We start from the raw sequence: 25,440 nt of genomic DNA on the forward strand, positions 1-25,440 counted from the left end.
GAACGGCCGTAAGTTAGATCAGGGGCTGCCACTGCCATAGTATCCGAATGGGCACTTTAGCAGCTGCCCTGCTCGTCATTAAGCTATTGTACAATGTGGCCTGAAGAATCCGTAAAAATGATACGGACCGTCGTTCCTTCATCCACTTTGGATTCGATCTCGAAGGCATGTCCAAGCTTATCGCATATTTGTTTGACAAGAAACAGCCCCATGCCTGTCGATTCTTGGAACCTGCGACCGTTCTCTCCGGTGAAATAGGGGTCGAACACCCGCGGGAGATCGCTTTGGGGAATGCCGATCCCTTCGTCCCGGATCTCAAGCACAACTTGATTCTCCCGGGTGTAGCCGTTAAAAAAGAGGGTGCCTTGTTCCTTCAGCGTATACCGAACCGCATTGGTCAGCAGCTGCGTCAGCACAAAAGAGAGCCATTTCTCGTCGGTGGCCACCGTTAGTCCGGAATCGATCCGGATGGACGGGTAAATTCTCCGCCGGATAAACAAACGCTTTTGCTCGGAAGTGACATGACGGACGATTCGTTGAAGCGGCAGGTTCTCCACGTGAAAATCATGCTCGAACGTATCAAGCCTTGCGGTATACAGCACCAGATCAAGCCCTTTTTTGAGTCGGTCCAGCTCGTCGCCGATCGCGGCGAAACGGGGATCATCGTCATCCTGAAGAATCAGGTGAATGACCGAAATCGGCGTTTTCATCTGGTGGGCCCATTGGTTGATGAACTGAAGATGTCCTTCAATTTTATGTTTATAGTTATGCAGATCCGTGGTGTAATGCCGGAACTGGGTTTTTAGCAGCTGATGAAGCGCTTCAGCGAGCGGAGTGTGAGAGGATTCTGCCGAGGATTCGCCGGTGAGGGATTCTCCCGGGAGTGGCTGCTCTAATCGTTTATAGAACGAACGGTTGGCAATAAAGCGAAAGGCCAGATAGCCGAGAAGCAGCAGTAAGCTGATGATGCCCGCGTATAGACTGACCGTCAAATTGCGATAACCATCCAGTCTGTAAATGAGCGTTATCAACATAAGCTGGGCAATGTATACCATTATTAAGGGACGCTGTTCTTGCAGGAATAGCTTCATGCTTCGTCCCTCCAGTTCGGTACCAGTCGATAGCCGCGACCGCGCACGGTTTGAAGGCCATCCTCGATCCCGAGGGCAGCGAGTTTCTTGCGGACGCGGGTGATGTATACGTTCAGCGTATTATCGTCCACAAAGGCCTGATCATCCCATATTTTCTCGAGAAGCCGGTCTCTGCTGACGATCTGCTCGGGCTTCTTCATTAACTCGTCCAATATTTTGGCTTCGGTATGGCTGATCTCCGTCTGGGTATGCTCAAGGGACAGAGAGAGACGTTCAACGTCGAGCGTAAGTCCGGCGACGCTCAGAACCCGCTCATTCTGAGCGACAGCATAGGAGCCGTAGGCACGCCGGAGCTGACTCTTGATCTTGGCCATGGCAATCTCGTAGTCAAAAGGTTTGGTTATATAATCGTCGGCGCCGTTTTCCAAGGCCATCACCTGATCCATTTTCCCGTCACGGGCGGAGATGAAAATAATCGGGCAGGTGGAGAGGCTGCGGAACTGGCGGCACCAGTAATAGCCGTCGTATTTTGGCAGATTGATATCCAGAAGCACAAGGTGGGGGTCATACGATTCAAATTGATCGCGTACCGTCTCGAAGTCATGAACGGACTGCGTCATGTAACCGAATTTATGAAGATACTCTTTCAGCAGGTTAACCAGTCCGGTATCGTCTTCGACAATAAAGATTTTGAACATATCGATCATAGTCCCTTCATTCGACATTCTAGTACCGACTGTATTGTACCAAATTGTAAAGATTTAAGGAAAAAATATGTTAGCAAAGACAGCGGAAACCACTGCTGAAACGAAAGGTATCTACAGACAGCCGCTCCGTGAACGAACGGTGCATGAAGGGGATTACAGGCTAAGGAATGATGCCCGGCCACTCGGCACGAAAAACCGTTCCTTGGTTGACCGTGCTGTCTACGCTCATCTGCCCCCCATGCGCGGAAATGATGGATTGGGTAATGGATAATCCAAGACCCGCACCGCCATACTGTCTGGTCCGGGATTCGTCGATACGGTAGAAGCGCTCGAACAGATGGGGGAGATGCTCCTTCGGAATCCCGGCTCCGTTATCGGCAACCCGCAATACGACCTGGTCCTTGGTTTTATTAACCGATACGGTAATCTGCCCTGTGGTAGAGTCAGTATGCTGTACCGCATTATGAAAGAGGTTGTAGATGACCTGTTTGATCTTATCGGGGTCACACCGGCACAGCACCGGCATCGTTTGAATCGCTACACTCCTGCCTTGGGCAAGCATCTGTAGATGAGGCTCCATTTCAAGCAGCAGCTGATCCAGCCGGGTTTCCTGCAGATGGAGCTCCGGCTTGCGATCAAGCTTGGCTAACAGAAGTAAATCCTCAACCAATTTCTTCATGCGCTTGGATTCCCCGTGCATGCTGGATAGTGCAGCATGCAGCTGCTCCGGGTTGTCTGCGGCGCCGCGGCCCAGCACCTCCAGAAAGCCGTGAATCGAAGTAAGCGGCGTTCGCAGCTCATGGGAAGCATCGGCAATAAACCTCCGCATCTGCTCTTTGGCTTCGCGTTCGGCTTCAAACGCATCCTCGAGCCTTTCCAGCATGCCGTTAAACGATTCGGCCAAGCGGTCAATCTCCCGTTGACCCTGCACGGCGGGAAAACGCTCCGCCAAATTTCCGGCATCCGTGCGTTCGACCGTTTCGACCATTCGGTTCAGCGGGTGGAGCGTCCGGCGCAGCAATGGCAGGTACAATGCAATCCCCGCAGCCATGGCAAGTAAAGCCAGTACGGCAAAAATCAGCAGCTGCCGCAACAGAACGGCATGCAGCGGCTGCGTATCCAATCCAAGCTGCAGCACACCTGAGGGGCTGTTTGGGTTGCCGTAAGGACGAAAGACAATGATCTGCTCGATGCCTTCGGCATTGTCGATCACTTCATACGAAATAGGCTGATGCCCCTGGAATTTCTCCAGAATCGCTGAATAAGCCTCTGCTGTCAGCTGTGGCGCGGACAGACCATTGCCAGCGGCGAGGTCGGTGTAGCCTCCATCAGCTTCTATCTTGGCAAGCGACATATTCGGCAGAAAAAACATAGGTCTGTCTCCCTGACGCGGATTTTCCGGAAGGGCTTCGTTATTTCGCCCTGCAGACCGGTTACGCGGCTCCCGATCAGGCTCCCACACCTCCACGGGGATAGAGCGGGCCTGAAGGAAAAGCGCTTCGGCTTGATTGCGGAACAGGGCATTTTTCATTAACACATATTGCAATGCGCCGATCAGCACGAGCAGAAGCGCCAAGACGATGAGGGATCGTGACAAGAGCTGCGTACGTAGAGACGTAGGTCCGGATGAACCTGTCCGATTTCGTAAACTCATGGCAAATCAACCCGGTAGCCGGCTCCGCGAAGCGTGCGAATGACCCGGTGTTCCTTATCGCTGAGCTTCTCGCGCAGGGATCGGATATAAACCTCCACGATGTTGTCCTCTCCGCCAAAGTCATAATCCCACACAATATTCAAAATGTTGGGTTTACTCAAAACACTGCCGTGTTTGGTCACAAGCAGTTTAAGCAGCTTATACTCCGTGGGTGACAGCTCAAGAGCCTCCCCATGGTATGCAATTTCTTTCTTGCGGTCGTCGATGGTGAATGGGCCAAGCTGGAGTTCACCCAGCAGGCTCGGGAACTGATTGCGCAGCCTTGCTTGAATTCGGGCAAGCAGCTCTTCGAAACTGAAGGGCTTGGCCATGTAATCATCCGCGCCAATCATGAGGCCCTTCACACGGTCATCAATCTCGTCCTTTGCGGTAAGCATGATGATCGCGACATCCCGGCTCTCCTCCTTCAACCGTCTGCATACCGCAAGTCCGTCCATTCCCGGCATCATCACATCGAGAACGATGATATGCGGCTCGAATCGGCTTGCTTCCATTATTGCACGTTCCCCATCGGGGGCCGTTCGCACCTCAAACCCTTCATTATGGAGACCAAGCTCCAGAAACTGCAGGATATGCGGCTCGTCATCCACGAGCAAAATGCGAATACGATGCATTGATTCCATAGCACAAAACTCCCCTTATCTCATTCCTTCAACTTTATCATACGTGCTCATCCTGAATGAAGACTGAACGTAAACTGAAAATAAACTGAAAAGTGATTCGCAAATATGCATCCTCAATAAGGGAATTTAAGGATGTTGATATATATTCTGTTATCGTGGATACTATCTTAAAGCCGAGACAATCAATGCAGCACCTGTTCAAGGTCATCATGGATGGGTGAAAGGAGGAGACTGGACATGATAGGAAATGTATATCCACCTGAGGATCAGAGCAAGGGCGTTCTCGATGGAGGAAGGATAACGGAGCAGAAGCCGATCGGTTTCTCCGGAGAAGGGTCTGCCGTGACCCGGGTGGGACCGCTTTTCTATTGGTCCTGGTTCCGTTCGCCCGTCGAAGGTTATATCGCGCCTCATCCCCATCAGGGTTTTGAAATCGTAACTTATATGATTCAGGGGAAGGGCGTTCATAAGGATTCGCATGGTACGCATAATGAGTTGGGGCCTGGAGGCCTGCAATTGATGAGGGCGGGTTCCGGACTAACGCACGAGGAACGTCTCACTGGGCCGGATGCAGAAGGATTTCAGATTTGGTTCGAGCCGTATCTTCGCGATTCATTGAAACAGAATCCTGCCTGTCGTCAGTATCGACCGGATTCCTTTCCGGTAACCCGCATACAGGGAGGGTTGGTTAAAACGATGATTGGCGGTTCTGCACCAACTGATTTATCCGTTGATGTGAGGATGCTGGATATTCAGATTCTGGCCGGGAACGAAGCTCAGTATGAATTGAAGTCCGGCAGGAGAGCGGCTGTGCTTGCCGTGAGGGGAGCGGGCAGCTTTTGTGCCGAAGAGGAGAGCCTCCAATTTCGTCAGCGGGACTTTATGGTAATGGATACGAAGCATGGCGAGACGCTAAGCCTTAAGGCGCAAGAGAATGTCAGGGTCATCCTGATTGACGTACCGGAAAACACTGGGTATCCGCTCTATTCCAAGAGGCCATAAGGTTAAATGTTTACAAAATTGTAGTGGAATGAAATTTAGGATGTACGATAAACTAGAGTCTGTCAGATGGGGGATACCCGTCTGGACAGGCTTTTTTAGCTGTCGGAAGGATTCAAATATATTCTCTCATGCAACAATAACAAGAAAAGATACGTATATATGGTAAGTAGAAAGACCCAACAGAGAATTCCGGCGTTCGTTATACCGGAATGGTTGGGTTATTTTGGCATGTATTATTTCTAAAACAATCTATTTATACTAAATTCAAGTATAAAAAGAGACTAAAGTCCCCCTCTTTACCAATAGTTGGCATGCGTTTTTGTGAGGATGGTAGCATGCGTCCCGAGACATAGCTTGTCTATAATGATTGCGGGATCACGAAAAATGACAATTTCGTCATTCCACAATCTAACGAGATGGGGGAGATCATTATTTTCTCGAAAAAAAGCTTTAAACAATTGATGGCCGGAGCGCTGTTATCAGCAGCGGTTCTTGGTTCTTACGGATATGGGTCTGTGAATGAAGTGTCTGCTGCCAGCGTGCAGTCTGTAACCAAAGGTGTAGCAAGCTCGAATGTGTACATGCGCAATCAGCCTTCGACTTCGGGTAAAGTCTTGGACCGTGTGTATAAAGGTGACAGCGTTCAAATTCTGGGCAGCAGCTCAGGGTGGTATAAGATTAAAACTTCGGAGGGTAAGCAAGGCTATGCTTCCTCTAAATATATTAACCAAAGCAGCGGCTCTTCTAACAATTCCGGCAATTCGGGAAGCACTGCGCCTTCTGCGAGCGCAAGCGTTGAAAAAGTAATCAGTGCAGGCATGAAGTATCTGGGCACGCCATATGAATTCGGTTCTAACCGCAATTCAACGAGAACCTTTGACTGCTCGGCCTTTGTCCGCCGCGCATTTATGGACGGCGCTAACATTACGCTGCCAAGCGATTCCCGCAAGCAAGGGCAGTACATCAAGGACAAAGGAACTGCTGTATATAACGTTAATCAATTAAAACGCGGGGATCTGGTATTCTTTATGAGTTACAGAGGTTCATCGGCATCCGCCTATGCCGGATTGGACAAGTCCAAACAGCGGATCACGCATGTAGCTATTTATCTGGGAGACAATAAGCTGCTGCATACGTATTCGAAACAATCCGGTGGTGTCCTGGTAGGTACCTTCGGTGATTCCTGGAAAAATCGCTTCGTGCATGGCGGAAGCGTCCTATAACGCATCAGTGTCATTTTTTCATGAAGTATATATTCATACTTAGCATGAGATAGAAGGACTGTCCGAATCGATCTGAATGATCTGTAACGGGCAGTCCTTTGTTATTTGGGATTTGCTTTTCACCATTGATTTCAGTAAGGTTGACAATAGAGAACGGACAGCATCAAGAAATGGACAGGAGGGACGACGATGAATGGTGGGCAGCGTTCCAATATCAAACCGGGACTTGAGGTTGATATCGTATTGAAGCAGGATCAGCGAACGGGCAAATTAACCCGTGGCGTGGTCAAGGATATTCTGACCAATTCCCCGAACCATCCACATGGCATTAAAGTACGCCTTCAAGATGGCCAGGTGGGACGGGTAAAGAACATTTACGAGTCATGAAAATTCAATGTATCCTGCGGCCATCATAACTCAGGCTGCCATTATATAGAACAGTTTGATTATAAGCCGATCCAAAACTTCGCAAATTTGAGGGGTTTTGGATCGGTTTTTTTGCATTTCTATGCAACATTGCCTTCTGTTCATCCGTCTGGAGGTTGAGGTGAAAGTAAAGATGAAAAGATACCTTTATATGGGGTTTATCTTGATGCTTATTATGCTAACAGGTTGTGTGAAGCAGGAGACACAGGGGGCGGCTCCGTCTGATCCTACATTGAATAATGCTGCCAGGGGTAGTCAGGCGGAAATGACCGACGGCGACTTCGTGTATCGAATCGTTAGCGAGAAAGAGAAGTATGAACAGGGAGATCAAGTTCAAGTATACGGGGAGCTGGAGTATATCGGCGAAAAGGATGAGATTACGATCGGTCATGCGGCCTCCGCCTTTTATTTCCCGATGAAAGAGCTCACAAGGGACTACAACATCAGTTACGCTATGAATGAGCCCTATATTACCACCAAGCTGAAGAAGGGCGAGCCACTGCGCGAATATTACAAAATCGGCGGCGGTTACGACAACAGAGACGACAAAAGGTACAAGGATTTCATCCATTCGCTGAAGGATGGTTTTCCGGGCGGGCGCTACGTCGTCTACGGATCTGCGGATTTCGTGATTGATTTACAGTCGCACGGCGCGAACCAGGGCGGTTCGAGCGGGGAAGAGCCGAAGAGGTATAAGATACAAGCCGAGATCGAATTCAGCGTAAGTGAAGAGAAGAAGTAAATAATGATGGAAGGGGTATCTCGCAGGTCTTATCGACCTAGGAGATACCCCTTTTAACATTCCTATGCTTATTGGAAGCCTTGGCCCTGATGTGTATTAGGAAAACCCTGTTGGCCAAACGAAGGCTGAATGTGCTGTGTTTGGTTGTGAGCTTGCACGGAATTCTCGACTTGCCTAACGATTTGGGAGATTTGCTGATACTGCTGCATCGCCTGTTGATGGCCTTGAAGGGCTGTTTGGAGCATCTGTACGGCTTGGCGCTCACGCTGAGCGAGCTCCTCCAGGCGGGCTGCATTCTGCTGCTCCTGCTGCATCAGCTGCTGGTACATAGCAGAACCCTGCTGCGTTTGCTGGGTCAACTGCTGAAGAATTTGCTCGCACTGACGAATTTGCTGCGAAATTTGCGAATTGTTGTTCATTTGATACATAGCGTGTATTCCTCCTAAGAATTGTGGTTTCAAATCCTTGGTTAGTGTACGGAAGAATACGTGAAAACATCCTGATTATAAAGTGAGTTGGCCCTCCAATATATGGACAAACTCCTCCAGAAAAGCCTGGTCCTCCTGGTCGAAACGGTTCTTTAGCGGACTATCGATATCGAGAACGCCATACAATGCTCCATCCACCATTATCGGAACGACAATCTCGCTGTTCGAAGCTGCATCACAGGCAATGTGCCCGGGGAATTCATGTACATCGGGAACAAGCAGTGTCGTCTGTTCAGCCGCAGCCGTGCCGCAAACGCCACGATTCATCGGAATCCGAATGCAAGCGGGCAGTCCTTGGAACGGCCCGAGCACCAGTTCTTTGCCATCATAGAGATAGAAGCCGACCCAGTTCGTATCCGATAAAAACTGCTTGAGGAGCGCAGAGGCATTGGACAAATTGGCAATGGCATTGGGCTCATCGTGTATAAGTGCTTTTAACTGGTTCAGGACCTGGGTGTATTGCTCGCTCCGGGTGCCTTCATAGGGTGTGTTTTGAAACATGTGGATTTCCGTCCTTCCTTTATTCGCGTTGGTTTTATGACCTTAGTATAAGTATATGATATTCGTCAAGGGACAAGCCACGGAGAAGAGAAGCATCAAAAGGATCCGGCTGATTCCTCTTCCAGGCGCAAGGGTAATGTATGACATGACCAGGTATTAATTTTAATCAGATGGAGGGAGAGACCTTAATGCGGGCAGACGTACAGAATTTGTTTATCGGTATTCACATGCTCTATCACGCCCATGAGCGGGACCTAACGATCAGCGAGATGCAGCCCGAGCTGGAGCGCCATGGATATAAGGTTGGCGACCGGGAGGTTAAGCATGAGCTCGAACGCTTGACCGAGGAGAACTTTCTGACGGCTCACGGGGAAGGATACAGTCTCACTGGAGCCGGGATCGAGGAATTCAAGGAAATCCAGAGCAGGCTTAAGGAGCTTTGTGATGAAGTGCTTAAACCGGTAAATCCGAAGAAGGCAGACTCCATGGCGTAGGCAGATAACAGCATAACATTAGAAGAAGCCCCGACTCACGCTGGTTCTTACGCGTGCAGGCGGGGGCTTTTTTGAAGAGATATGAAGTATCAGCTCCGGTCTATATCGTTTCAAGTGAGCCGTCCAACTCCAGCTGGAAAGAATGCGGGGCAGGCGCAGCTTCCGTATCCGGCTGTGATGCTCGTTCAGCGTCCACCTGCGGTGCTCTTACGGGTTGATCTATATGTTCACGAAGGAAAGAGTGCACGCTTTCCCGATATTGCTTGGGATCAACGTGATAAGCGTTTGCATGGATAGCCCCTTCGATAAGAAGAAGTTTTTTTGGTTCCGGTTTGGCCTCAAACATCTCGATACTCATTCGGGTAGGCACGTAATTATCCTTGGTTCCATGGATAAACATAACCGGGAGCGTACTGTTCCGAACAGCACGGATCGGACTGACTTGATCGAGGCTGAACCCGGCTTTGCGCCGTATTCTGGCATTGACCCAAGACAGGAACGGCACCGAAGGGATTTTGTTAATGCGTGTAAGCTGATGCCGCATTAAATCGGTCAAATCGGAATACGGACAATCGGCGATGACAAGCTTGACCTGCGGCTCGGCAATGGACAAATATTCAAGCACGGTCCCGCCTCCCAGCGATTGACCATGAAGCCCGATGGCCACATCCTGGCCATACTGCCGAGTAAGCCAGCGTACCCACGCTTGCACATCGTGTTTCTCATAATAGCCGTATGTGGTATAACGTCCTTCGCTTCGCCCATGGCGGCGTTGGTCGATGAGAAGGACATTGTAGCCCTTTTCTGTGAACAAATCGATGAATTGGGTGGATACGGCTCGGGATCCGGTATAGCCGTGTGCGAGAAGCATCCAATGCTTGGAGCCGGGATTGTTCTCAATGGCTGCGCCGCACAGCTTTAAACCGTCAAAACTTGTGATGACGACTTCGTTCTTCTGAAGGGACTCATATTGCTCTCTGCTGTACAGTCCGGCTTTTTCCAGAACGGTGAACAGCCTTAGATCGTTCTTTACTCTCATCCTTGTAATCTGCAGATATCCGATTTGTGTAATGGCAGCGGGAATGATAACGACGGTGAACAGCAAGATAATCGCGATATTCATACTCAGATGATTTTCCTCCTTCTTCGGTACTGTTCAACGGGGCTGTAACATGCATATTGACGGAAGCCTCCCGAATCCATCAATATAGATACATCCAGCTTCTAAAGATACTGAAGGATGACCAGGACGCGGGTTAAATATTCGCTATACTCTTTTATACACGACATAGTATCACCGGAAACAGCCGATACAAGTCGGATTTTTTGCAAGGAGGTGCAAAAACCATGTATGTCTGCAAGGGAATCATTCCGGAAATGAATGGCCGGCGAATACGGCTGCGCAGGTTGGAGACGGATGATGCGGAAGCGATGTTCCGCTGCTGGTCCGATCCGAATACGACCGCTTTTCTGGATTTGCCCGCCATGCATTCGGCTGAGGACGCAAAGGCTTTGATTCATTGGCTGCATCTGCTTGCCGAGCAGGACGAGGCCATCCGCTGGGGCATCGAAGCCATCGACACAGGCCAATTGATCGGCAACTGCGGGTTCAATATTTGGCAGCTGGATGGCGCGTTCAAAGGCGAGTTCGGCTGTGAGCTCACAAGCGCTTTTTGGGGGCAGGGCTTTATGTCGGAGGCGGCCGAAATGGCTGCGGCATTTGGGTATACGACCATGGGACTAAACCGGATTGAAGCTTTTGTTGATTCGAGAAATGAACGGGCATGCCGCTGGTTTACGAGGATCGGCTATACGCGCGAAGGCGTCTTAAGAGATTATCGCCATACGCCAAGCGGTTATGTGGATGCCGTCGTTTTTTCACGGTTAAGAAAAGATTGGGCAAGGTCGATAGAAAGGCAGGAGTTGTAATATGCTGATTCAATATGAGAAGGGTAACACGCTTCTTCATCGATATGATCCATTAAGCAAGCTGGTGATATTATTTTGCACCGCTGTGATAGCCATGCTGCTTGATCAGGCCTGGCAGCAGGCGTTATTCTTTCTGTTATGCATTGGACAAGCCCGATTTGCAGGCCAGGTGTCAGGCAAGCGGCTGCTTGGAGGGATCCGGCTGATTGCGATTGTTGCAGTACCCTATTTCATTCTGACCAGCCTGACGGTCAAAGGAGAGACCGTATGGCTGCAGTGGGGACCCATCTCCTTGACAGTGGAGGCGCTAAACGCTGCGGGTGCCATGACGCTCCGGATGTTTACCTTGTTTCTAACCTCGATGGCTTATATTTTGACGACAGATCCGAGAGAACTGGTAGCCGAATTGACCAGACGTCTTCGAATCCCTTACCGGTTTGCGTTTGGCATATCCGCTGCGCTAACCTTTATCCCGCTGTTGGAGGAAGAAGGAACCCATATTTTGGCTGCCCAGCAGGTACGGGGCCATCGACCACCAAGGGGCCTCGGTAACCGCATCAGCTATGGCTTGAAGTTTGTCTCGGCTGTTCTGCTCAATGCGCTGCGGCGCGTGCAGCAAACGGCGGGTGCCATGGAGTCCAAAGGCTTTGGCGCGTATCCGGAACGAACGTACCGTACGGAGGTTAACATTCCTTTATGGGCGGTCATATCGGCTGTCATGTATGTGTTAGCAACGGTTTTTGTGTGGTGGATTGTTTAAATTGTTAACCTTTTATATTCAAAATAAGGTTGACGATTGGGGCGGAAGCATGCAAAATATGAAATGAAGCATCCGAAAGTGCTAGTACAGCCAATCATGGCTGGAATTAAGGAGGACTACATTTGAATACATCATCATCTCCAAAAAAATGGTTTGCTTTTACGACCCAGGAAATTATCCTGATGGCGATGCTCGCTGCCGTCAATGCCGTTCTAACGGTGTACATAGGGCCGGTTAACAAACTGCTGAGCAGTCTTGGCGGGCCCATCGCAACTTCGACGACAACAGGCATCTACATGGTATATGGGCTCTTGGCCTATTACATCATTCGTAAACCGGGAACGGCGGTTGTCACGTTTGCGATTGGCGGCACGATTCAGGCTCTGACGGGGACGGTATACGGCATCGCTTCGTGTTTTGTGGCAGCAGGCTGTTATATGATCGTAGCCGAGACGATTTTTGCCATCTACCGCCACAAAAAGTGGAGTGCCGGCGTGCTCATGCTGGTTGGCGGCGCGATGGTACCGCTGTGGTTTCTGTTCGCGGCCAACATGTTCGGATATACGTCTTGGCCGCTTGAAGTGCTTGGTATTGCGCTGGTCGTGCGCATTCTGAGCGGCGTGCTCCTCTGCGGTCTGTTAACCAAAGTGTTAGGAGAGGCGTTAGTGAAGACAGGCCTGCTTCGCCGGTTTGCCGTCGCCGTAAAGGGATAGTTCCATGTCGGGATCAACGGTAACATGCCGGGACCTCGGATTTCTTTACGATGGAGAAGAGCGCCCGGTTATACAGGATCTCCATCTGGAGATCGAGCAGAACGGGTGGGTCGCGATCCTCGGGGCAAGCGGCAGCGGGAAGTCAACGCTGTGCCAGCTGCTGTGCGGTCTTCTTCCGCGGAGCGGCGGAGGTACAAGAACTGGGGAAGTGCTGCTTAATGGTTTCGATCCCGCCACGGCGCCGATTGCCGAGGTGGCCGAGGCGATAGGGGTATTATTTCAGGATCCGGATGCACAGCTCGTTCAGGGCATCGTAGAGGACGAGGCGGCCTTCGGTCCTGAAAATATGCGGGTTTCACCCGCTGAGATTGAGGAGCGGGTGGTGCAGTCCCTTACGGCGGTCGAGCTGCTGGAGCGCCGGATGGATCCGGTGCGCAGCCTGTCCGGCGGACAGCGGCAGCGGACGGCCATTGCCGCGGTGCTGGCGCTGCGCCCGCGGCTCTTCGTCTTCGACGACGCCTGCGCCAGCCTGGATGCCGCGGCGCAGGCGAACTTCCTGCAGCTGTGCCGCAAGCTGCAGGCGGAGGGCCGGACGCTGATCACCGCGTCCGGCCGCTTTGACGATGTCGCGCGCGCCGCAGGGCGCGTCATCGTCCTGGACGGCGGCACCGTCGTGCTCGACGGGCCGCCGGAGGAGCTGCTGCACCGCTGCGGGGAGCAGTTGGTGCAGCTGGGTTTGCTGCCTCGGCCTGCAGGCGAGGCAGCGGGTGCCGCCGCCGGGGACAAGCCTGTCCCGGCGGCAACTCCTCCGCAGTCGGCTGAACCCCGTGCGGAAGTGCCGATCCCCACAGGTTCCCTGCCTGCATCGGTATCCCGTGCGGAAGTACCGATCCCCGCAGGTGACGTGCCTGCGGCGGTACCCAATGCGGAAGGCGCGAGGCTGTCTGCCGTCTCCCCGCTGCTCCAGATCGATTCGCTGACGTTTGCCTATCCCGGCGGCCGGGAGGCGCTGCGCGATATCGATGCGAAGATTGATCCCGGCGACTGGGTGCTGCTGACCGGGGAGAACGGGTCCGGCAAAACGACCCTCAGCCGACTGATCATGGGACTGCTGCAGGCCCCGGCAGGCAGCATACGCTGGCAAGGGGAAGATACGAAGGGAATGGCCGTCTACCGCAGAGCCGAGATGATCGGCTATGTGTTCCAGCAGCCGGAATATATGTTTACCGCCCCGAATGTGTGGGAGGAACTGATTTACAGTCTTCATGGAGGGGTGTCCGTGAAGAAGCGTCCGGAGCTGTCTGCTGGCCAGCAGCAGCGCGCTAGGTTTCTTTTGGAGAAAGCGGGACTTACGGATCGGCTTCAAATGTCTCCCTACCTGCTCAGTCAGGGGGAGAAGCGCCTTCTGAGCATCATCAGCCAATTGATGCTGCAAAGAGCGCTGTACATCCTGGACGAACCGACGTCGGGGATGGACTATGCCGCCATCGATAAGGTGATCGAGCTGTGCCGTTTTGTCATTGGGGAAGGTTCGGCCGTATTGATGATTACGCACGATCCCGAGCTCATGAAGAGACATGCCACTTCCTTTATTCATCTGCGAAGCGGGAAAATGACTGTGCAACCTTCGTTGTAACCCTTATAATAGAAATGTTACATGATGTGAAAGCGCTCCTGGTATCGGGAGGCGCTTTTATGCTGTTGGCCCCGGTTTTTATCCTTATCAGAAGGACACATATCGGAAACCTGATACAGCAGGGACTGGAATTATGCCGGGGCTGTCTAGAGTAAAGGGGACGAAGGAACGTGGGTGTATTAAAACAAGACAAACGCAGTTATGTCCTGGTCGGTATTTTGTTATCCACCTTCATGGCTGCGATCGAAGGAACGGTAGTCGGCCCGGCGGGACCGGCCATTATCAGCAGCTTCGGCAGCGTAAGCCTCATGAGCTGGATTTTTACGGCCTACCTGCTGACGATGGCGGTAACAACGCCGATCTTCGGTAAAATAAGCGATTTATATGGACGCAAGCCCGTATTTTTATACGGCTCGCTGATCTTTCTCGTAGGCTCATTGCTGTGCGGCCTGTCGCAGAACATGACGCAGCTGATCATATTCAGGGCGATCCAAGGAATTGGGGCCGGTGCGGTTATTCCGGTGACCTTTACGATTGTCGGAGACATTTACAATCTGGAGGAACGAGGGAAGATTCAGGGGATGATCAGCTCCGTATGGGGAATCTCTTCTCTGATCGGACCGCTGCTTGGCGGGTATTTCGTGGATTACCTGTCCTGGCACTGGATCTTTGTTTTTAATGTACCGTTTGCGCTGTTATCGATATGGCTGATTTTCCGTTATTTCAAAGAGGAGCGCACCACCCGCGAAGTATCGATCGATTACGGGGGAGCGGCCCTGTTTACCGTGGGAATGACGGCGCTGTTGTTTGCGCTCGCGGTAGGCGGCGGAGAGAGCTATTCCTGGACTTCTCCGTTCATGCTCGGTTTGATGATCGGTTCCGTGGTGCTGCTCGCTGCGTTTCTGGTGGTGGAGAGCCGGGTGAAGGAGCCGATGCTGCCGCTCCATCTGTTCAAGATCAGGGATATTACGGTATCGACGGTAGCCAATATTCTGGTAAGCGCGCTTATTATCGGGCTGACCACGTATTTGCCGCTGTGGATTCAAGGGGTTCGGGGCGGCAACGCGACCTTGTCGGGCCTGACATTAGCCCCGATGTCGATCGGATGGCTGATCGGTTCGATTATCAGCGGGCGCTTGATCATTAAATCCGGTTCCCGGAAAACGGCGATTATCGGCGTCGTATTTCTAATCATCGGAGCGGTGGGATTGGCGTTCATGCATAAGGATACGGCGCTGGGCGTGCTGCTGGTCTTTACGTTCATTTATGGGGTCGGCTTCGGATATATCTCCACCTTGTTTCAGATCATCGCGCAATCTTCGGTGGGTTATGAGGTCCGGGGAGCTTCCACGGCGCTGAACTCCTTCATCCGCACGTTCGGTCAGACCGTGGGCGTAGCGGTGTTCGGATTATGGGTCAATGCGGGAATTGCGGGCAGACTTGCGGCGGAGCCGGATGCCGCAGGCATTACCAGCGACGATATTAATAAGCTGCTCTCTCCGCATGGCATGGCTGAACTGCCCGAAGGTTCAGGCAGCCTGCTGAGCGGAATACTGGAGGGCAGCCTGAATTCCCTGTTTGTGGTGATGGCCGTGATGGCGGTGATCTGTATGCTGATCGTGGCCGCCTTCCGCAATGCGCCTCCTGAACCCGAGACGGGAACGGAAGAGACGCAGCCGTCAGGCCATTGATGGATGGACTCATGTAAGGTATATATTTTTTCATAGCATATTTAACAGGATCCCGGTCTCTCAGGCCGGGATCCTGTTTTCTTGTTTAGTGCAACTCTTTGCGGACGCTAACGCATTTCGCAACAATCCCTTCGAAAGTGTCTGAAATCTTGCTAATATGCCCTACACGGTGCAGAGTGAACTCCGATATAATAAACATATTTCGCTCTATAAATGAACTTCTCATACTACATAAACCCAAGGGGCTGCCGATGTATGTCCAAATTTAATCTGTTCCGAAAAATCATGCTGTTTATTTTCCTGATGTTGATTCCGATTGTCGGCCTCTATTTCTATTCGAACCAAACCACGACAAACGTGCTCAGCAAGGAGCTCAGCCAATCGAATACGAACCAGCTTGTCTTCTTTCAGAATCAGGTGAACACAAATATCGATATATTGGCATCGTGGCCGAATTTGCTGCTGCATGACCCGGATATTTCAAGCTTTCGGGATATTTATTTGCAGGATAAATATCTGAACCTGGACGCGATTAACCTCGTGAAGCAGATCCAGACGAAGCTGAGCATACAGGAGAGCTCTTCGAACTGGCGCAGCCATCTGGCCATTTATTCCCCGTCCCTTGGGCGGGTGGTCACCGAAAGTGATGCCGGCTTTTACTCGCCAGAAGAGCTTGCGGAGGACGTGAAGCCGGGCTGGCAGGTTACTTCTTATGATGAGGGGAGCGATCGGCGGTTCCTGTTTGTCTGGTATTCGGTGGCACCGTATTCCACCCAGCATCATACAGGCAAGGCGAATACCGTGATCAAGGTTGAATTCGACAGCACCAACATTCAGGATATGCTGGACCGCTTTAAAAGCGACGGAAGGAGCGATCCGTTCTACTATAAACCGGATACCGGCGTTATTTACAACCGTACCGCGGACCAGGAACTGATTAACCATATGATTGCGGAGCTGGGTCGGGAGCCGCTTCAAGACGTGGAGAACCGCGTGAAGGAAGTGGGCGGCAAAACCTATTCGGTCAGCATCGTATTATCGGAAACGACCGGATGGTATTTGATAGACTATATTCCGCTATCGGACATTATGAAGCCGATCCATACGTCCAACAGGCTCTTTTATATATCGATCGCCGCATTGCTCTTGATGAGCTGCCTCGCCGCATACCTGCTGTACTCCCAGGTTCAGGTTCCGATCAAGCAGCTGGTTTATGTGTTCCGCAGGCTGCAGGCCGGGGATTACGCGGTGAGGATGAAGGTATCGGGCCGAAACGAGTTCAGTTTTCTGGCTACGAGATTCAACTCAATGGTGGAGCAGATCCAGGAGCTGTTCGAGCATGTATACATGGAGAAGATCCACGTCAGGGAAGCGAAGCTGAAGCAGCTGCAGTCCCAGATCAATCCCCATTTCTTCTATAATTGTTTCTCGTTTATCACCAGTATGGCGAAGCTTCGGAAATACGAAGCCGTCGTGGCGATGTCGCACAACTTGTCCCGGTATTTCCGCTATACCACGCGTCAGGAAAGGGAACTGGTTCCCTTGCCCGATGAGATGGAGTTCGTTACGCATTATTTGGAAATACAGCAGATGCGAATGAGGCGTCTGAAATATCATCTCGATTTGACGGAAGAAGCTGAAGGCATGGAGATCCCGCCGCTGGTCATTCAGCCTTTGGTAGAGAATGCCGTACTGCATGGCATTGAACCTCATTCGGGTGATGGCGAGATCAGGGTAACCTTCCGAATTCTGGACGGCATGGCCTGCATCCAAGTGGACGATAACGGAATAGGCATGAACGGGCAGAAGCTGGCCGAGCTGGAGGCTCGGTTGAACAAGCCGATGGATCAGGAGATGGGATGCGGCGTCTGGAATGTTCACCAGCGCATGCGGCTGCGTTATGGCGAAGAAGCGGGCCTGCGGTTTGCGGAATCTCCACAGGGCGGCGTACGGGCTGTGCTCTATTGGCCGCTGCCGGATCGCTCGGAAGGAATCAATCAAAGTCAGGGCAGGGGGCAGGGAATGAATGAATATCTTATTGGTTGATGACGAGAGTTATGTCACGGAAAGTTTATATCAGACGATACCATGGCGTGAGCTGGATATTGAAGAAGTGTATCAGGCTTCTTCCGCCTTGGAGGCGATCGACCTGCTGGAGGAGGAGGACATCGATGTGGTGGTCACGGATGTTCGGATGCCGGTCATGACCGGCCTGGAGCTGATGGAGACCATAACCGAGCGCTGGACGCATATCCGCTGCATTTTACTTACGGGTTATTCGGATTTTGAATATGCCAAGCAGGCGATTCGGCTGCAGGCATCCGATTACATTTTGAAGCCGGTGGACGATGATGAATTCATACGCAGCGTGAGCTCCGCCTTGGCGTCAATCAAGGAGGAGCGGAAGGAGCTTGGGCAGTACCATCAGTTGATGTACAGCCGCAAATCGGATCTCGGCATTCTGCGGAACAGCCTCATGCATGATCTCTTGCTTGGACGCGAGATACCGCGCCCTTCACTCGAACACAAGCTGCATGAATACGAGATCCCGCTCCGAACAGACCGGCGGACGGTCATGCTGCTGATCCAGCTCGGGCAGAAATTTACAAGGATGGACGACCATTCGGTCAGCCTGATGGAATATGCCATCGGTAATATTGCGGAGGAGGTATTTGCCGAGCTGCTCCATGTGTGGTCCAGCAAAACGCCGCATAACGGCTTGATTCTGTTGGCTCAGTACAAGGCAGAGGAAATGGATGCATTCGCGGATTCCCGCGCATTGAAACAGTATGTAATCCAGTTTCAACAGGATGTGGACAGCTATCTGAAGGGAAGCATTTCAGTTCTCGTATCGGCCTCCTTTGATTTTCCGGAGGAATTGGCATCTGTTTACCGGTCGGGTTTAAGCTCGCTTTACCTCTGGGGAAACGGAGATCATGAAGCCATCCGGTTTGCTGAAGACCATGATGGCAGGCTGCGTGAGCCTGTATGGGACGTGACCCAGGCTTTTGCCAAACCGCCCAGTCTGCTGCATCTGCTGGAGACAAGGCAGTGGGATGCCGCCCGGGACAAAATAGAACAAGTTTTTGCAGAGCTTGAAACCGCATTCATTGGGCAGACGGCGTTGTATGAAATGTTTTTATCGGTTGCGAATGCCTTTATGTACCTGGCTCATAAGCAGGGCCATTACGTTCATCAGCTCGATCAGGCCGGCTGGGATCCCCTGTATATTCAGCAGGTGGTTCAGTCGGCTGCGAAGCTGCGTTCCTGGTCGCTTGATATGCTGAACAAACTTCATGATATCTCCTCCGAGCAGGAGACAACGAGCAAGAGCCATATCATCAAACAGGTTCAGGAGATGGTGACTGCCGATTCGGGTCATGACCTGTCCGTCAAGACGATTGCGGACCGGGTATTCCTGCATCCGGTGTATTTATCCAAGATTTATAAGGGTGAAACCGGAGAGGGACTTGGCGATTATATTATCCGCAAGCGAATGGAGCGGGCGTTATACCTGCTGAAGCATACAAACAAGAAGATTTATGAAATTACCGCTGAGCTTGGCTACCAGAACCCGCAGTATTTTAGCAAGATGTTCCGGAAGCACTACGGGATGACGCCGAACGAATACAGAGACCAAGGATGTTGCTAAAGGTGCAGAAATCTTCGATTCGTGACATAGGATGCGACTGCCGGCCCCTCTATAATTAAACATGTAATCCATAAGGTGGTAGAAGGGGGATTTAGATATGAACGCTAGAAGAAAGAAATGGTTCCCGATCCTGGCTGCGTCCTTGCTGTTGGCCGGATCCTTGGCCGGATGCTCCGGGAGCGAGCCGAAGCCGGAAGCGGCACAGCAGCCAGCCGAATCCAAAACTGAAAACGTCTACAAAGACAAATACGAACCGGAAGTTACGATTACGACGGTGTGGGGCGTCGATCCAACGCTGCAATTCAAGAATGGGGAAACGATCGAGAACAACGTGGCTACGAAGTGGGCCAAGGAGAAGTTCGGCATCAACATCAAATCGCTGTGGTCCATTACGGATACCAACGGCGCTTTTGCAACCAAGCTGCGTCTGGCTATGTCCTCCGGACAGGAGATGCCGGATATCGTCACGCTCGGCACCGAAAATCAGCAGCTGGCCCAGGATTTAATCGATTCCGGCATGTTTGCCGAGGTAGGCACGCTGTTTGACCAGTATGCATCGGAAACGTGGAAGAACGCGATGAATCTGGATTCCAATGTGTGGAATCAGTACAGCCGGGACGGTAAGCGAATGGGGCTTCCGGTACTGGATTTTGCCTATAATCACGACTATGTATTATGGATCCGGCAGGATTGGCTGGACAAGCTGGGGATGAGCGCACCGAAGACGATGGATGAGCTTGAGCAGGTGATGGAGGCCTTCAAGAACCAGAACCCTTCCGGTCTAGCCCCGGACAAAGTCACCCCGCTCAGCATTGGCTTCAAAACGTCCATGAGCACCTGGATGGGAGATCCGTCCTGGATATTCGGCGCTTACGGAACGCTGCCGCAGCAGTGGAACGTGGCTGAGGACGGAAGCCTGGAATATGGCTCGGTCCATCCAGGCATGAAGGAAGGCTTGGCGAAGCTGAACGAGTGGATGAATAAAGGGTATATTCCGAAGGAAGCCGCACTGTGGGATGAGAATAAGACTGCCGAGCCGGCTGTAGCCGGAACGGCCGGGATCATTCCGGGGCCCTATTGGATGAGCGGCTGGCCGCTGATCGATACCGTGAAGAATGCCCCGGAAGCCGTCTGGAAGCCTGTGCAAATTCCGGCTGGTCCTGATGGCACTGCGATGCGGCATGGAACGCAGTATACGAATGGCGTTACCCTGATCCATAAAGACATGGAGCATCCTGAAGCTTTCTTCACGTATCAGAACTACCTGTTTGATAACTTTGCCGTGTCCAAGGAAGGCGGCGAATTTGCCAATGGACTGTTTGAAGGCTATGACTTCGAGCTCGATGCCAATGGCGAAATGGTTCCGAACGATCAAATCGAAGGCGGTTATGTCAATGTCGTCCGTTATTTGCTGGTCCGCGACGGCGCCCGGATTCCGGACGAGCAGATGAAAGCACTGCTGAAGCTGGCAAAAGGGGAGAAGCCGCAGAGCCGTCTCGAAAAAGATGTCGCGGTCAACTATGGCAAGGATACGCCGGCCGCTGCCGAGGTGCTCCTCTCCCAAGAGGAGATCTCCAAGAAGAACATGTTTACGGGACCGGTTACCGCCACCATGAAATCGAAGTGGGATTATCTCCTGAAGATCGAGAATCAAACCCTGAACGAGATCATTTACGGCAAGCAGCCGGTTGAATCGTTTGATAAATTTGTAGAGACGTGGAAAGCGGGAGGCGGTGAACAGATCACCAAAGAGGTTAACGAATGGTATCAAAGCGTGAAGTAGTTTTGGTTACCGATTTATGAAGGGCGGCCTGCCAAAGGCCGTCCTTTTTGTGCCATTGGAGCCGCCGCAAATTGATTGCTATCGTGCCATGAATATTGGTTTTGTGGGCTACTGCGTCCCGTGGGACGGGTCCTATAATCAAGAGGTAGATTGATTTAACGGGAGGATCTTGGATGAAGAGGATGAAAAAAACATGGCCTTTCCACGTCATGCTGCTGCCGGCCCTTATCTGTCTGTTTTTATTCAGTTATTTGCCGATGGGCGGCATCATTATGGCTTTTCAGGACTATAAGCCGTGGGAGGGCGTTGGCGGCTCCGCATGGGTGGGCTTGGACAATTTCCGTTATTTGTTTGAAAGGCAGGACAGCATGCAGGTCATATGGAACACCTTGGTCATCGCGGTGATGAAAATCGTGTTCAATCTGCTGATTCCGTTCGTGTTTGCCATCCTGCTGAATGAAATTCGAAAAACGGCGCTTCAGCGGAGCATCCAGACGATGGTTTATTTGCCCCACTTTTTGTCCTGGGTCATCCTGGGCGGAATTTTGATCGAAATGCTCGCCGTGGACGGCTTTGCCAATCGGATTCTGGCGGCCGTCGGCATCGATCCGATCTTTTTTCTCGGAGACAATAACTGGTTCCGGTTCACGGTGATCGTGTCTGACGTGTGGAAGGAGTTTGGCTACAATACGATTGTATTCCTGGCTGCGCTGGCCGGTGTTAGCCCGACCTTGTACGAAGCTGCGGAGATGGATGGAGCGGGACGCCTGAAGCAAACGCTTCATATCACGATCCCTGCCATGATTCCCATCACGATCGTTGTCGGAACATTGGCGCTGGGCAACATCCTGAATGCCGGGTTTGACCAAATCTTCAACCTGTACAATCCGCTGGTATACGAGAAAGGCGATATTATCGATACCTTTGTATACCGTACAGCAATCCTGAATGGCGAGATGGGGTTTGGAACGGCCATCGGCTTGTTTAAATCGGTGATCAGCATGGCCCTTATTCTCGTATCCTATCGGCTGGCCTACAAGTGGGCGGGCTACCGTATATTCTAGCAGAGCGAAAGAGGGAGAGCCATGTACCATAAAACGATGGAATACCGCATATTTAACGTGTTTAATACCTGCTTGCTTGTCGCGCTTGCCATTCTCTGCATCATTCCGCTGCTTCATGTGCTGGCGATTTCGTTCAGCTCCAAAGCCGCTGCCGACGCCAGTCTGGTGGGATTATGGCCGGTCGATTTTTCGCTGGAGGCTTACAAGAAAACGATCAATAACCCGGCGTTTTTGCACTCGATCTGGATCTCCATTGCGCGTACCGTATTAGGAACGGCTCTAACGCTTGCCGTAACGTTCCTGGCCGCATACCCGCTGTCCAAGGAGAACCGCGTCTTCCGCAGCCGCAGTATTTATTCCTGGCTGTTTGTGTTCAGCATGGTCTTTAATGGCGGCCTGGTGCCATTCTATATCGTGATTCAGAAGCTGGGCTTGATCAACTCCTTCTGGGTACTGGTCATTCCCGGCACCGTGAATACCTTTCTGGTGATCCTGATGCTGAACTTCTTCAGGGGGATTCCGAAAGAACTGGAGGAAGCAGCTTTCATTGATGGAGCCGGCCATTTTAAAACGCTGTTTAAAATTTATTTGCCGATCTCGCTGCCCTCGATTGCCACGATTGCGCTGTTCAGCATGGTGTTCCATTGGAACTCATGGTTTGACGGGCTGCTATACCTGAACAATGCCAAGGACTTCCCGCTGGCGACCTTCCTGCAGACGGTTATTATCCAGCGAGACATGAGCTCGATGAGCATGAGCCCGAAAGAGATGGAGCTGTTGTCCCAGACGACGGTGAATGCCGCACAGATCTTTATCGGCGCGGCGCCCATCCTGCTGGTCTATCCTTTTTTGCAGCGTTTTTTCGTTAAAGGGATGACGCTGGGCTCTGTCAAAGAATAAGAGATGCAAACATAACAGGAAACAGGAGGTTTAACTTACTATGAAACGAACGTTTAATCCGATTAGCTCGCGCGTTCCGCACATGCTGCATGGAGCCGATTATAATCCGGAGCAATGGCTTCGTTATCCCGAAGTCCTCGAAGAGGATATCCGGCTGATGAAGCTGGCGAATTGCAATGTGATGTCCGTTGGCATATTTTCATGGGTTTCCTTGGAGCCCGAGGAAGGCGTGTTCACGTTTGATTGGCTTGACGCCGTATTGGACCGCTTTGCCGCCAATGGAATTTATGCTTTTCTGGCAACGCCAAGCGGCGCAAGACCGGCCTGGATGTCGGAGAAGTATCCTGAGGTGCTGCGCGTAAGCGAGAGACGGGTCCGTAACCTGCACGGTTTCCGGCATAATCATTGTTATACTTCGCCGGTCTATCGGGAGAAGGTCCATACGATCAACAGGAAGCTTGCGGAGCGGTACGGCAATCATCCAGCTGTAATCGGCTGGCATATCTCGAATGAGTTTGGCGGCGATTGCCATTGCGACTATTGTCAGGACGCATTCCGGTCCTGGCTTCAGACAAAGTATAGAACGCTGGATGAGCTGAACCATGCCTGGTGGACTGCGTTCTGGAGTCACACGATTACGAAATGGAGCCAGATCGAATCCCCAGCACCGCACGGTGAGACGCAGGTCCATGGAATGAACCTGGATTGGAGACGGTTTGTAACCGATCAGACGGCGGATCTCATCCGGCATGAAATTGAACCCCTCCGGAGGGTCAATCCATCCCTTCCGGTTACGACCAATCTGATGGAATATTTTGAAGGTCTGAATTACTGGAAGTTCGCTGATCTGCTGGACGTTGTATCTTGGGACAGCTATCCGACCTGGCATGATCAGGGCGGGGATGAGGCCGTGCAGGCAGCCCGCGTTGCCATGATGCATGATATTATCCGCTCGATCAAAGGCGGACAGCCTTGGATGCTGATGGAGAGCACGCCAAGTCTGACCAACTGGCAGCCGGTGAGCAAGCTGAAGCGTCCGGGTATGCATTTACTGTCTTCCATGCAAGCCGTTGCCCATGGTTCGGATACGGTGCAATATTTTCAATGGCGCAAGAGCAGGGGATCGAGCGAGAAGCTGCACGGCGCCGTCGTCGATCATGTCGGTCATGAACACACCCGGGTGTTCAGCGATGTGGCCGAGGTCGGGGACTATCTCAAGAAGATGGATGCCGTTGTAGGAACGGGCATTCCGGCGGAAGCGGCGGTCATTTTTGACTGGGAGAACCGCTGGGCCATCAACGATGCGCAGGGTCCGCGGAACAAGGGAGTCAAGTATGAAGAGACCGTGCAAGAGCATTACCGGGCTTTATGGAAGTTGGGAGTCCCGATCGACGTCATCGATATGGAGCAGGACTTCTCCGGATATAAACTTTTGGTAGCGCCCATGCTGTATATGGTGCGCCCAGGCGTGGGCGAGCGGATTCAACAATTTGTGGAAGCGGGCGGCACGTTTGTTGCAACGTATTGGTCGGGAATCGTCGACGAGTTTGACCTTTGCTTCCTTGGCGGATTTCCGGGCCCCCTCCGTAAGACGCTCGGCGTATGGTCGGAAGAAATCGATGCTCTGCATGATCACGATGTCAATGGGATCGTAACGAATGACGGAGGGGGGCTTGGCTTGGCCAAAGCTTATGAAGCCATTGAGCTCTGCGACCTCATTCATCTAGAGACGGCGGAGGCGCTGGCCGTTTACTCTTCCGATTTCTATGCGGGACGGCCTGCCTTGACGGTCAATCAGCTGGGGAAGGGCCGGGCCTATTATATTGCCTCCCGGAACAAGGAGCCGTTTCATTCCGATTTTTACAGGAAACTCGTTGAACAGACTGGCGTCCTTCGGGCGCTTCCAGTGGAGCTGCCTTCGGGCGTAAGCTCCTCCATTCGTACGGATGGAGAGTCGGACTACATTTTCGTGATGAACTTCTCTGGCGAAGCGAAGCGGATCACGCTGGACGGAACCCGGTACAGCGATTTTATTTCAGGCGAAGCCATAGGGGCTGAACTTGTGTTGGCTCCTTATGGAGTGAAGGTGATCATAAAAGGCGGGATTTCGTAAGCCGTCTTAGCATTCGATGCTCCGATTCGTTTACAAAACATGCCTCTTCCAGGGACAGGTGCCTTCGTAAGGTGCCTGTCCTTGCTTCATATACAGCGTAGCTCTTTTGTCTATACCATAGGATCGTCTTATCCGCACCGGATCTGACATTTCGCCCTCTTGCGCACGGGGTTCATTTTGCTTGGAAA

23 protein-coding genes are annotated in these 25,440 nt (G+C 51.9%); 17 read left to right on the plus strand and 6 right to left on the minus strand.

Annotated elements, in window-relative coordinates; all coding sequences use genetic code 11:
- Positions 1–83: 83 nt before the first annotated feature.
- The 4 genes from BJP58_RS24025 to BJP58_RS24040 all read right to left on the minus strand — a co-directional run bounded on the left by BJP58_RS24025 (position 84) and on the right by BJP58_RS24040 (position 4,135).
- The gene (locus BJP58_RS24025) at positions 84–1,091 is read right to left on the minus strand and encodes a HAMP domain-containing histidine kinase (RefSeq protein WP_194540874.1); all 1,008 of its coding nucleotides are present in this window, start codon (positions 1,089–1,091) and stop codon (positions 84–86) included.
- Complete coding sequence (locus BJP58_RS24030; protein ID WP_194540875.1) at positions 1,088–1,789, minus strand: response regulator transcription factor; 702 nt, start codon at positions 1,787–1,789, stop codon at positions 1,088–1,090. The genes BJP58_RS24025 and BJP58_RS24030 overlap by 4 nt, the downstream gene beginning before the upstream one ends.
- A gap of 169 nt (positions 1,790–1,958) precedes the next feature.
- Positions 1,959–3,452 (minus strand): sensor histidine kinase, encoded by a 1,494-nt coding sequence (locus BJP58_RS24035; protein WP_194540876.1) that lies wholly within the window; start codon positions 3,450–3,452, stop codon positions 1,959–1,961.
- Positions 3,449–4,135, minus strand: a complete 687-nt coding sequence (locus tag BJP58_RS24040; protein WP_194540877.1) for a response regulator transcription factor — start codon at positions 4,133–4,135, stop codon at positions 3,449–3,451. The genes BJP58_RS24035 and BJP58_RS24040 overlap by 4 nt, the downstream gene beginning before the upstream one ends.
- Positions 4,136–4,372: 237 nt before the next feature.
- On the opposite strand from BJP58_RS24040, the gene BJP58_RS24045 reads away from it, so the two are divergent.
- The 5 genes from BJP58_RS24045 (at position 4,373) to BJP58_RS24065 (ending at position 7,974) form a co-directional block, all read left to right on the plus strand.
- Positions 4,373–5,137 (plus strand): pirin family protein, encoded by a 765-nt coding sequence (locus BJP58_RS24045; protein ID WP_194540878.1) that lies wholly within the window; start codon positions 4,373–4,375, stop codon positions 5,135–5,137.
- Between the two features lie 416 nt (positions 5,138–5,553).
- A complete protein-coding gene (locus BJP58_RS24050; protein WP_194540879.1) occupies positions 5,554–6,360 on the plus strand; it encodes a C40 family peptidase in 807 nt (268 codons plus the stop codon).
- 189 nt (positions 6,361–6,549) lie between these two features.
- On the plus strand, positions 6,550–6,747 hold the full coding sequence (locus tag BJP58_RS24055; RefSeq protein ID WP_053490029.1) for a YwbE family protein: 198 nt from the start codon (positions 6,550–6,552) through the stop codon (positions 6,745–6,747).
- 172 nt (positions 6,748–6,919) lie between these two features.
- Positions 6,920–7,528: a hypothetical protein gene (locus BJP58_RS24060; protein WP_233354743.1), complete on the plus strand. Its 609-nt coding sequence runs from the start codon at positions 6,920–6,922 to the stop codon at positions 7,526–7,528.
- Between the two features lie 110 nt (positions 7,529–7,638).
- Positions 7,639–7,974 carry a hypothetical protein gene (locus BJP58_RS24065; protein ID WP_194540880.1) on the plus strand — a complete coding sequence of 112 codons (336 nt, stop codon included), beginning with the start codon at positions 7,639–7,641 and terminating at the stop codon, positions 7,972–7,974.
- Between the two features lie 57 nt (positions 7,975–8,031).
- Here BJP58_RS24065 and BJP58_RS24070 read toward each other — a convergent pair whose 3' ends face one another.
- Positions 8,032–8,517 carry a GAF domain-containing protein gene (locus BJP58_RS24070; RefSeq protein WP_194540881.1) on the minus strand — a complete coding sequence of 162 codons (486 nt, stop codon included), beginning with the start codon at positions 8,515–8,517 and terminating at the stop codon, positions 8,032–8,034.
- Between the two features lie 188 nt (positions 8,518–8,705).
- Here BJP58_RS24070 and BJP58_RS24075 point away from each other — a divergent pair, with 188 nt between their 5' ends.
- On the plus strand, positions 8,706–9,011 hold the full coding sequence (locus tag BJP58_RS24075; protein ID WP_071221900.1) for a hypothetical protein: 306 nt from the start codon (positions 8,706–8,708) through the stop codon (positions 9,009–9,011).
- A 100-nt stretch (positions 9,012–9,111) separates the two neighbouring features.
- On the opposite strand, the gene BJP58_RS24080 is transcribed toward BJP58_RS24075, so the two are convergent.
- On the minus strand, positions 9,112–10,134 hold the full coding sequence (locus tag BJP58_RS24080) for an alpha/beta hydrolase (protein WP_194540882.1): 1,023 nt from the start codon (positions 10,132–10,134) through the stop codon (positions 9,112–9,114).
- Positions 10,135–10,358: 224 nt separating this feature from the next.
- On the opposite strand from BJP58_RS24080, the gene BJP58_RS24085 reads away from it, so the two are divergent.
- The 11 genes from BJP58_RS24085 to BJP58_RS24135 all read left to right on the plus strand — a co-directional run bounded on the left by BJP58_RS24085 (position 10,359) and on the right by BJP58_RS24135 (position 25,252).
- Positions 10,359–10,940: a GNAT family N-acetyltransferase gene (locus tag BJP58_RS24085; RefSeq protein WP_194540883.1), complete on the plus strand. Its 582-nt coding sequence runs from the start codon at positions 10,359–10,361 to the stop codon at positions 10,938–10,940.
- 1 nt (position 10,941) lies between these two features.
- A complete protein-coding gene (locus BJP58_RS24090) occupies positions 10,942–11,700 on the plus strand; it encodes an energy-coupling factor transporter transmembrane component T family protein (RefSeq protein WP_194540884.1) in 759 nt (252 codons plus the stop codon).
- Between the two features lie 182 nt (positions 11,701–11,882).
- Positions 11,883–12,413 (plus strand): ECF transporter S component, encoded by a 531-nt coding sequence (locus BJP58_RS24095; protein WP_071222298.1) that lies wholly within the window; start codon positions 11,883–11,885, stop codon positions 12,411–12,413.
- Between the two features lie 4 nt (positions 12,414–12,417).
- Entirely contained in the window at positions 12,418–14,049 is a 1,632-nt protein-coding gene (locus BJP58_RS24100) for an ABC transporter ATP-binding protein (protein ID WP_194540885.1), read from the plus strand.
- 170 nt (positions 14,050–14,219) lie between these two features.
- On the plus strand, positions 14,220–15,740 hold the full coding sequence (locus BJP58_RS24105) for an MDR family MFS transporter (protein ID WP_194540886.1): 1,521 nt from the start codon (positions 14,220–14,222) through the stop codon (positions 15,738–15,740).
- 255 nt (positions 15,741–15,995) lie between these two features.
- On the plus strand, positions 15,996–17,786 hold the full coding sequence (locus tag BJP58_RS24110; RefSeq protein WP_194540887.1) for a sensor histidine kinase: 1,791 nt from the start codon (positions 15,996–15,998) through the stop codon (positions 17,784–17,786).
- Positions 17,767–19,392 carry a response regulator gene (locus tag BJP58_RS24115; protein WP_194540888.1) on the plus strand — a complete coding sequence of 542 codons (1,626 nt, stop codon included), beginning with the start codon at positions 17,767–17,769 and terminating at the stop codon, positions 19,390–19,392. Before BJP58_RS24110 ends, BJP58_RS24115 begins: the two co-directional genes overlap by 20 nt.
- Before the next feature lie 97 nt (positions 19,393–19,489).
- Positions 19,490–21,175: an extracellular solute-binding protein gene (locus BJP58_RS24120; protein ID WP_194540889.1), complete on the plus strand. Its 1,686-nt coding sequence runs from the start codon at positions 19,490–19,492 to the stop codon at positions 21,173–21,175.
- Positions 21,176–21,348: 173 nt separating this feature from the next.
- Positions 21,349–22,239 carry an ABC transporter permease gene (locus BJP58_RS24125; RefSeq protein WP_113058258.1) on the plus strand — a complete coding sequence of 297 codons (891 nt, stop codon included), beginning with the start codon at positions 21,349–21,351 and terminating at the stop codon, positions 22,237–22,239.
- 21 nt (positions 22,240–22,260) lie between these two features.
- The gene (locus BJP58_RS24130; RefSeq protein WP_113058259.1) at positions 22,261–23,139 is read left to right on the plus strand and encodes a carbohydrate ABC transporter permease; all 879 of its coding nucleotides are present in this window, start codon (positions 22,261–22,263) and stop codon (positions 23,137–23,139) included.
- Between the two features lie 40 nt (positions 23,140–23,179).
- Positions 23,180–25,252, plus strand: a complete 2,073-nt coding sequence (locus BJP58_RS24135) for a beta-galactosidase (RefSeq protein WP_269468906.1) — start codon at positions 23,180–23,182, stop codon at positions 25,250–25,252.
- Positions 25,253–25,440 lie beyond the last annotated feature (188 nt).

The organism is Paenibacillus sp. JZ16 (assembly GCF_015326965.1).
GTDB lineage: Bacteria > Bacillota > Bacilli > Paenibacillales > Paenibacillaceae > Paenibacillus_AQ.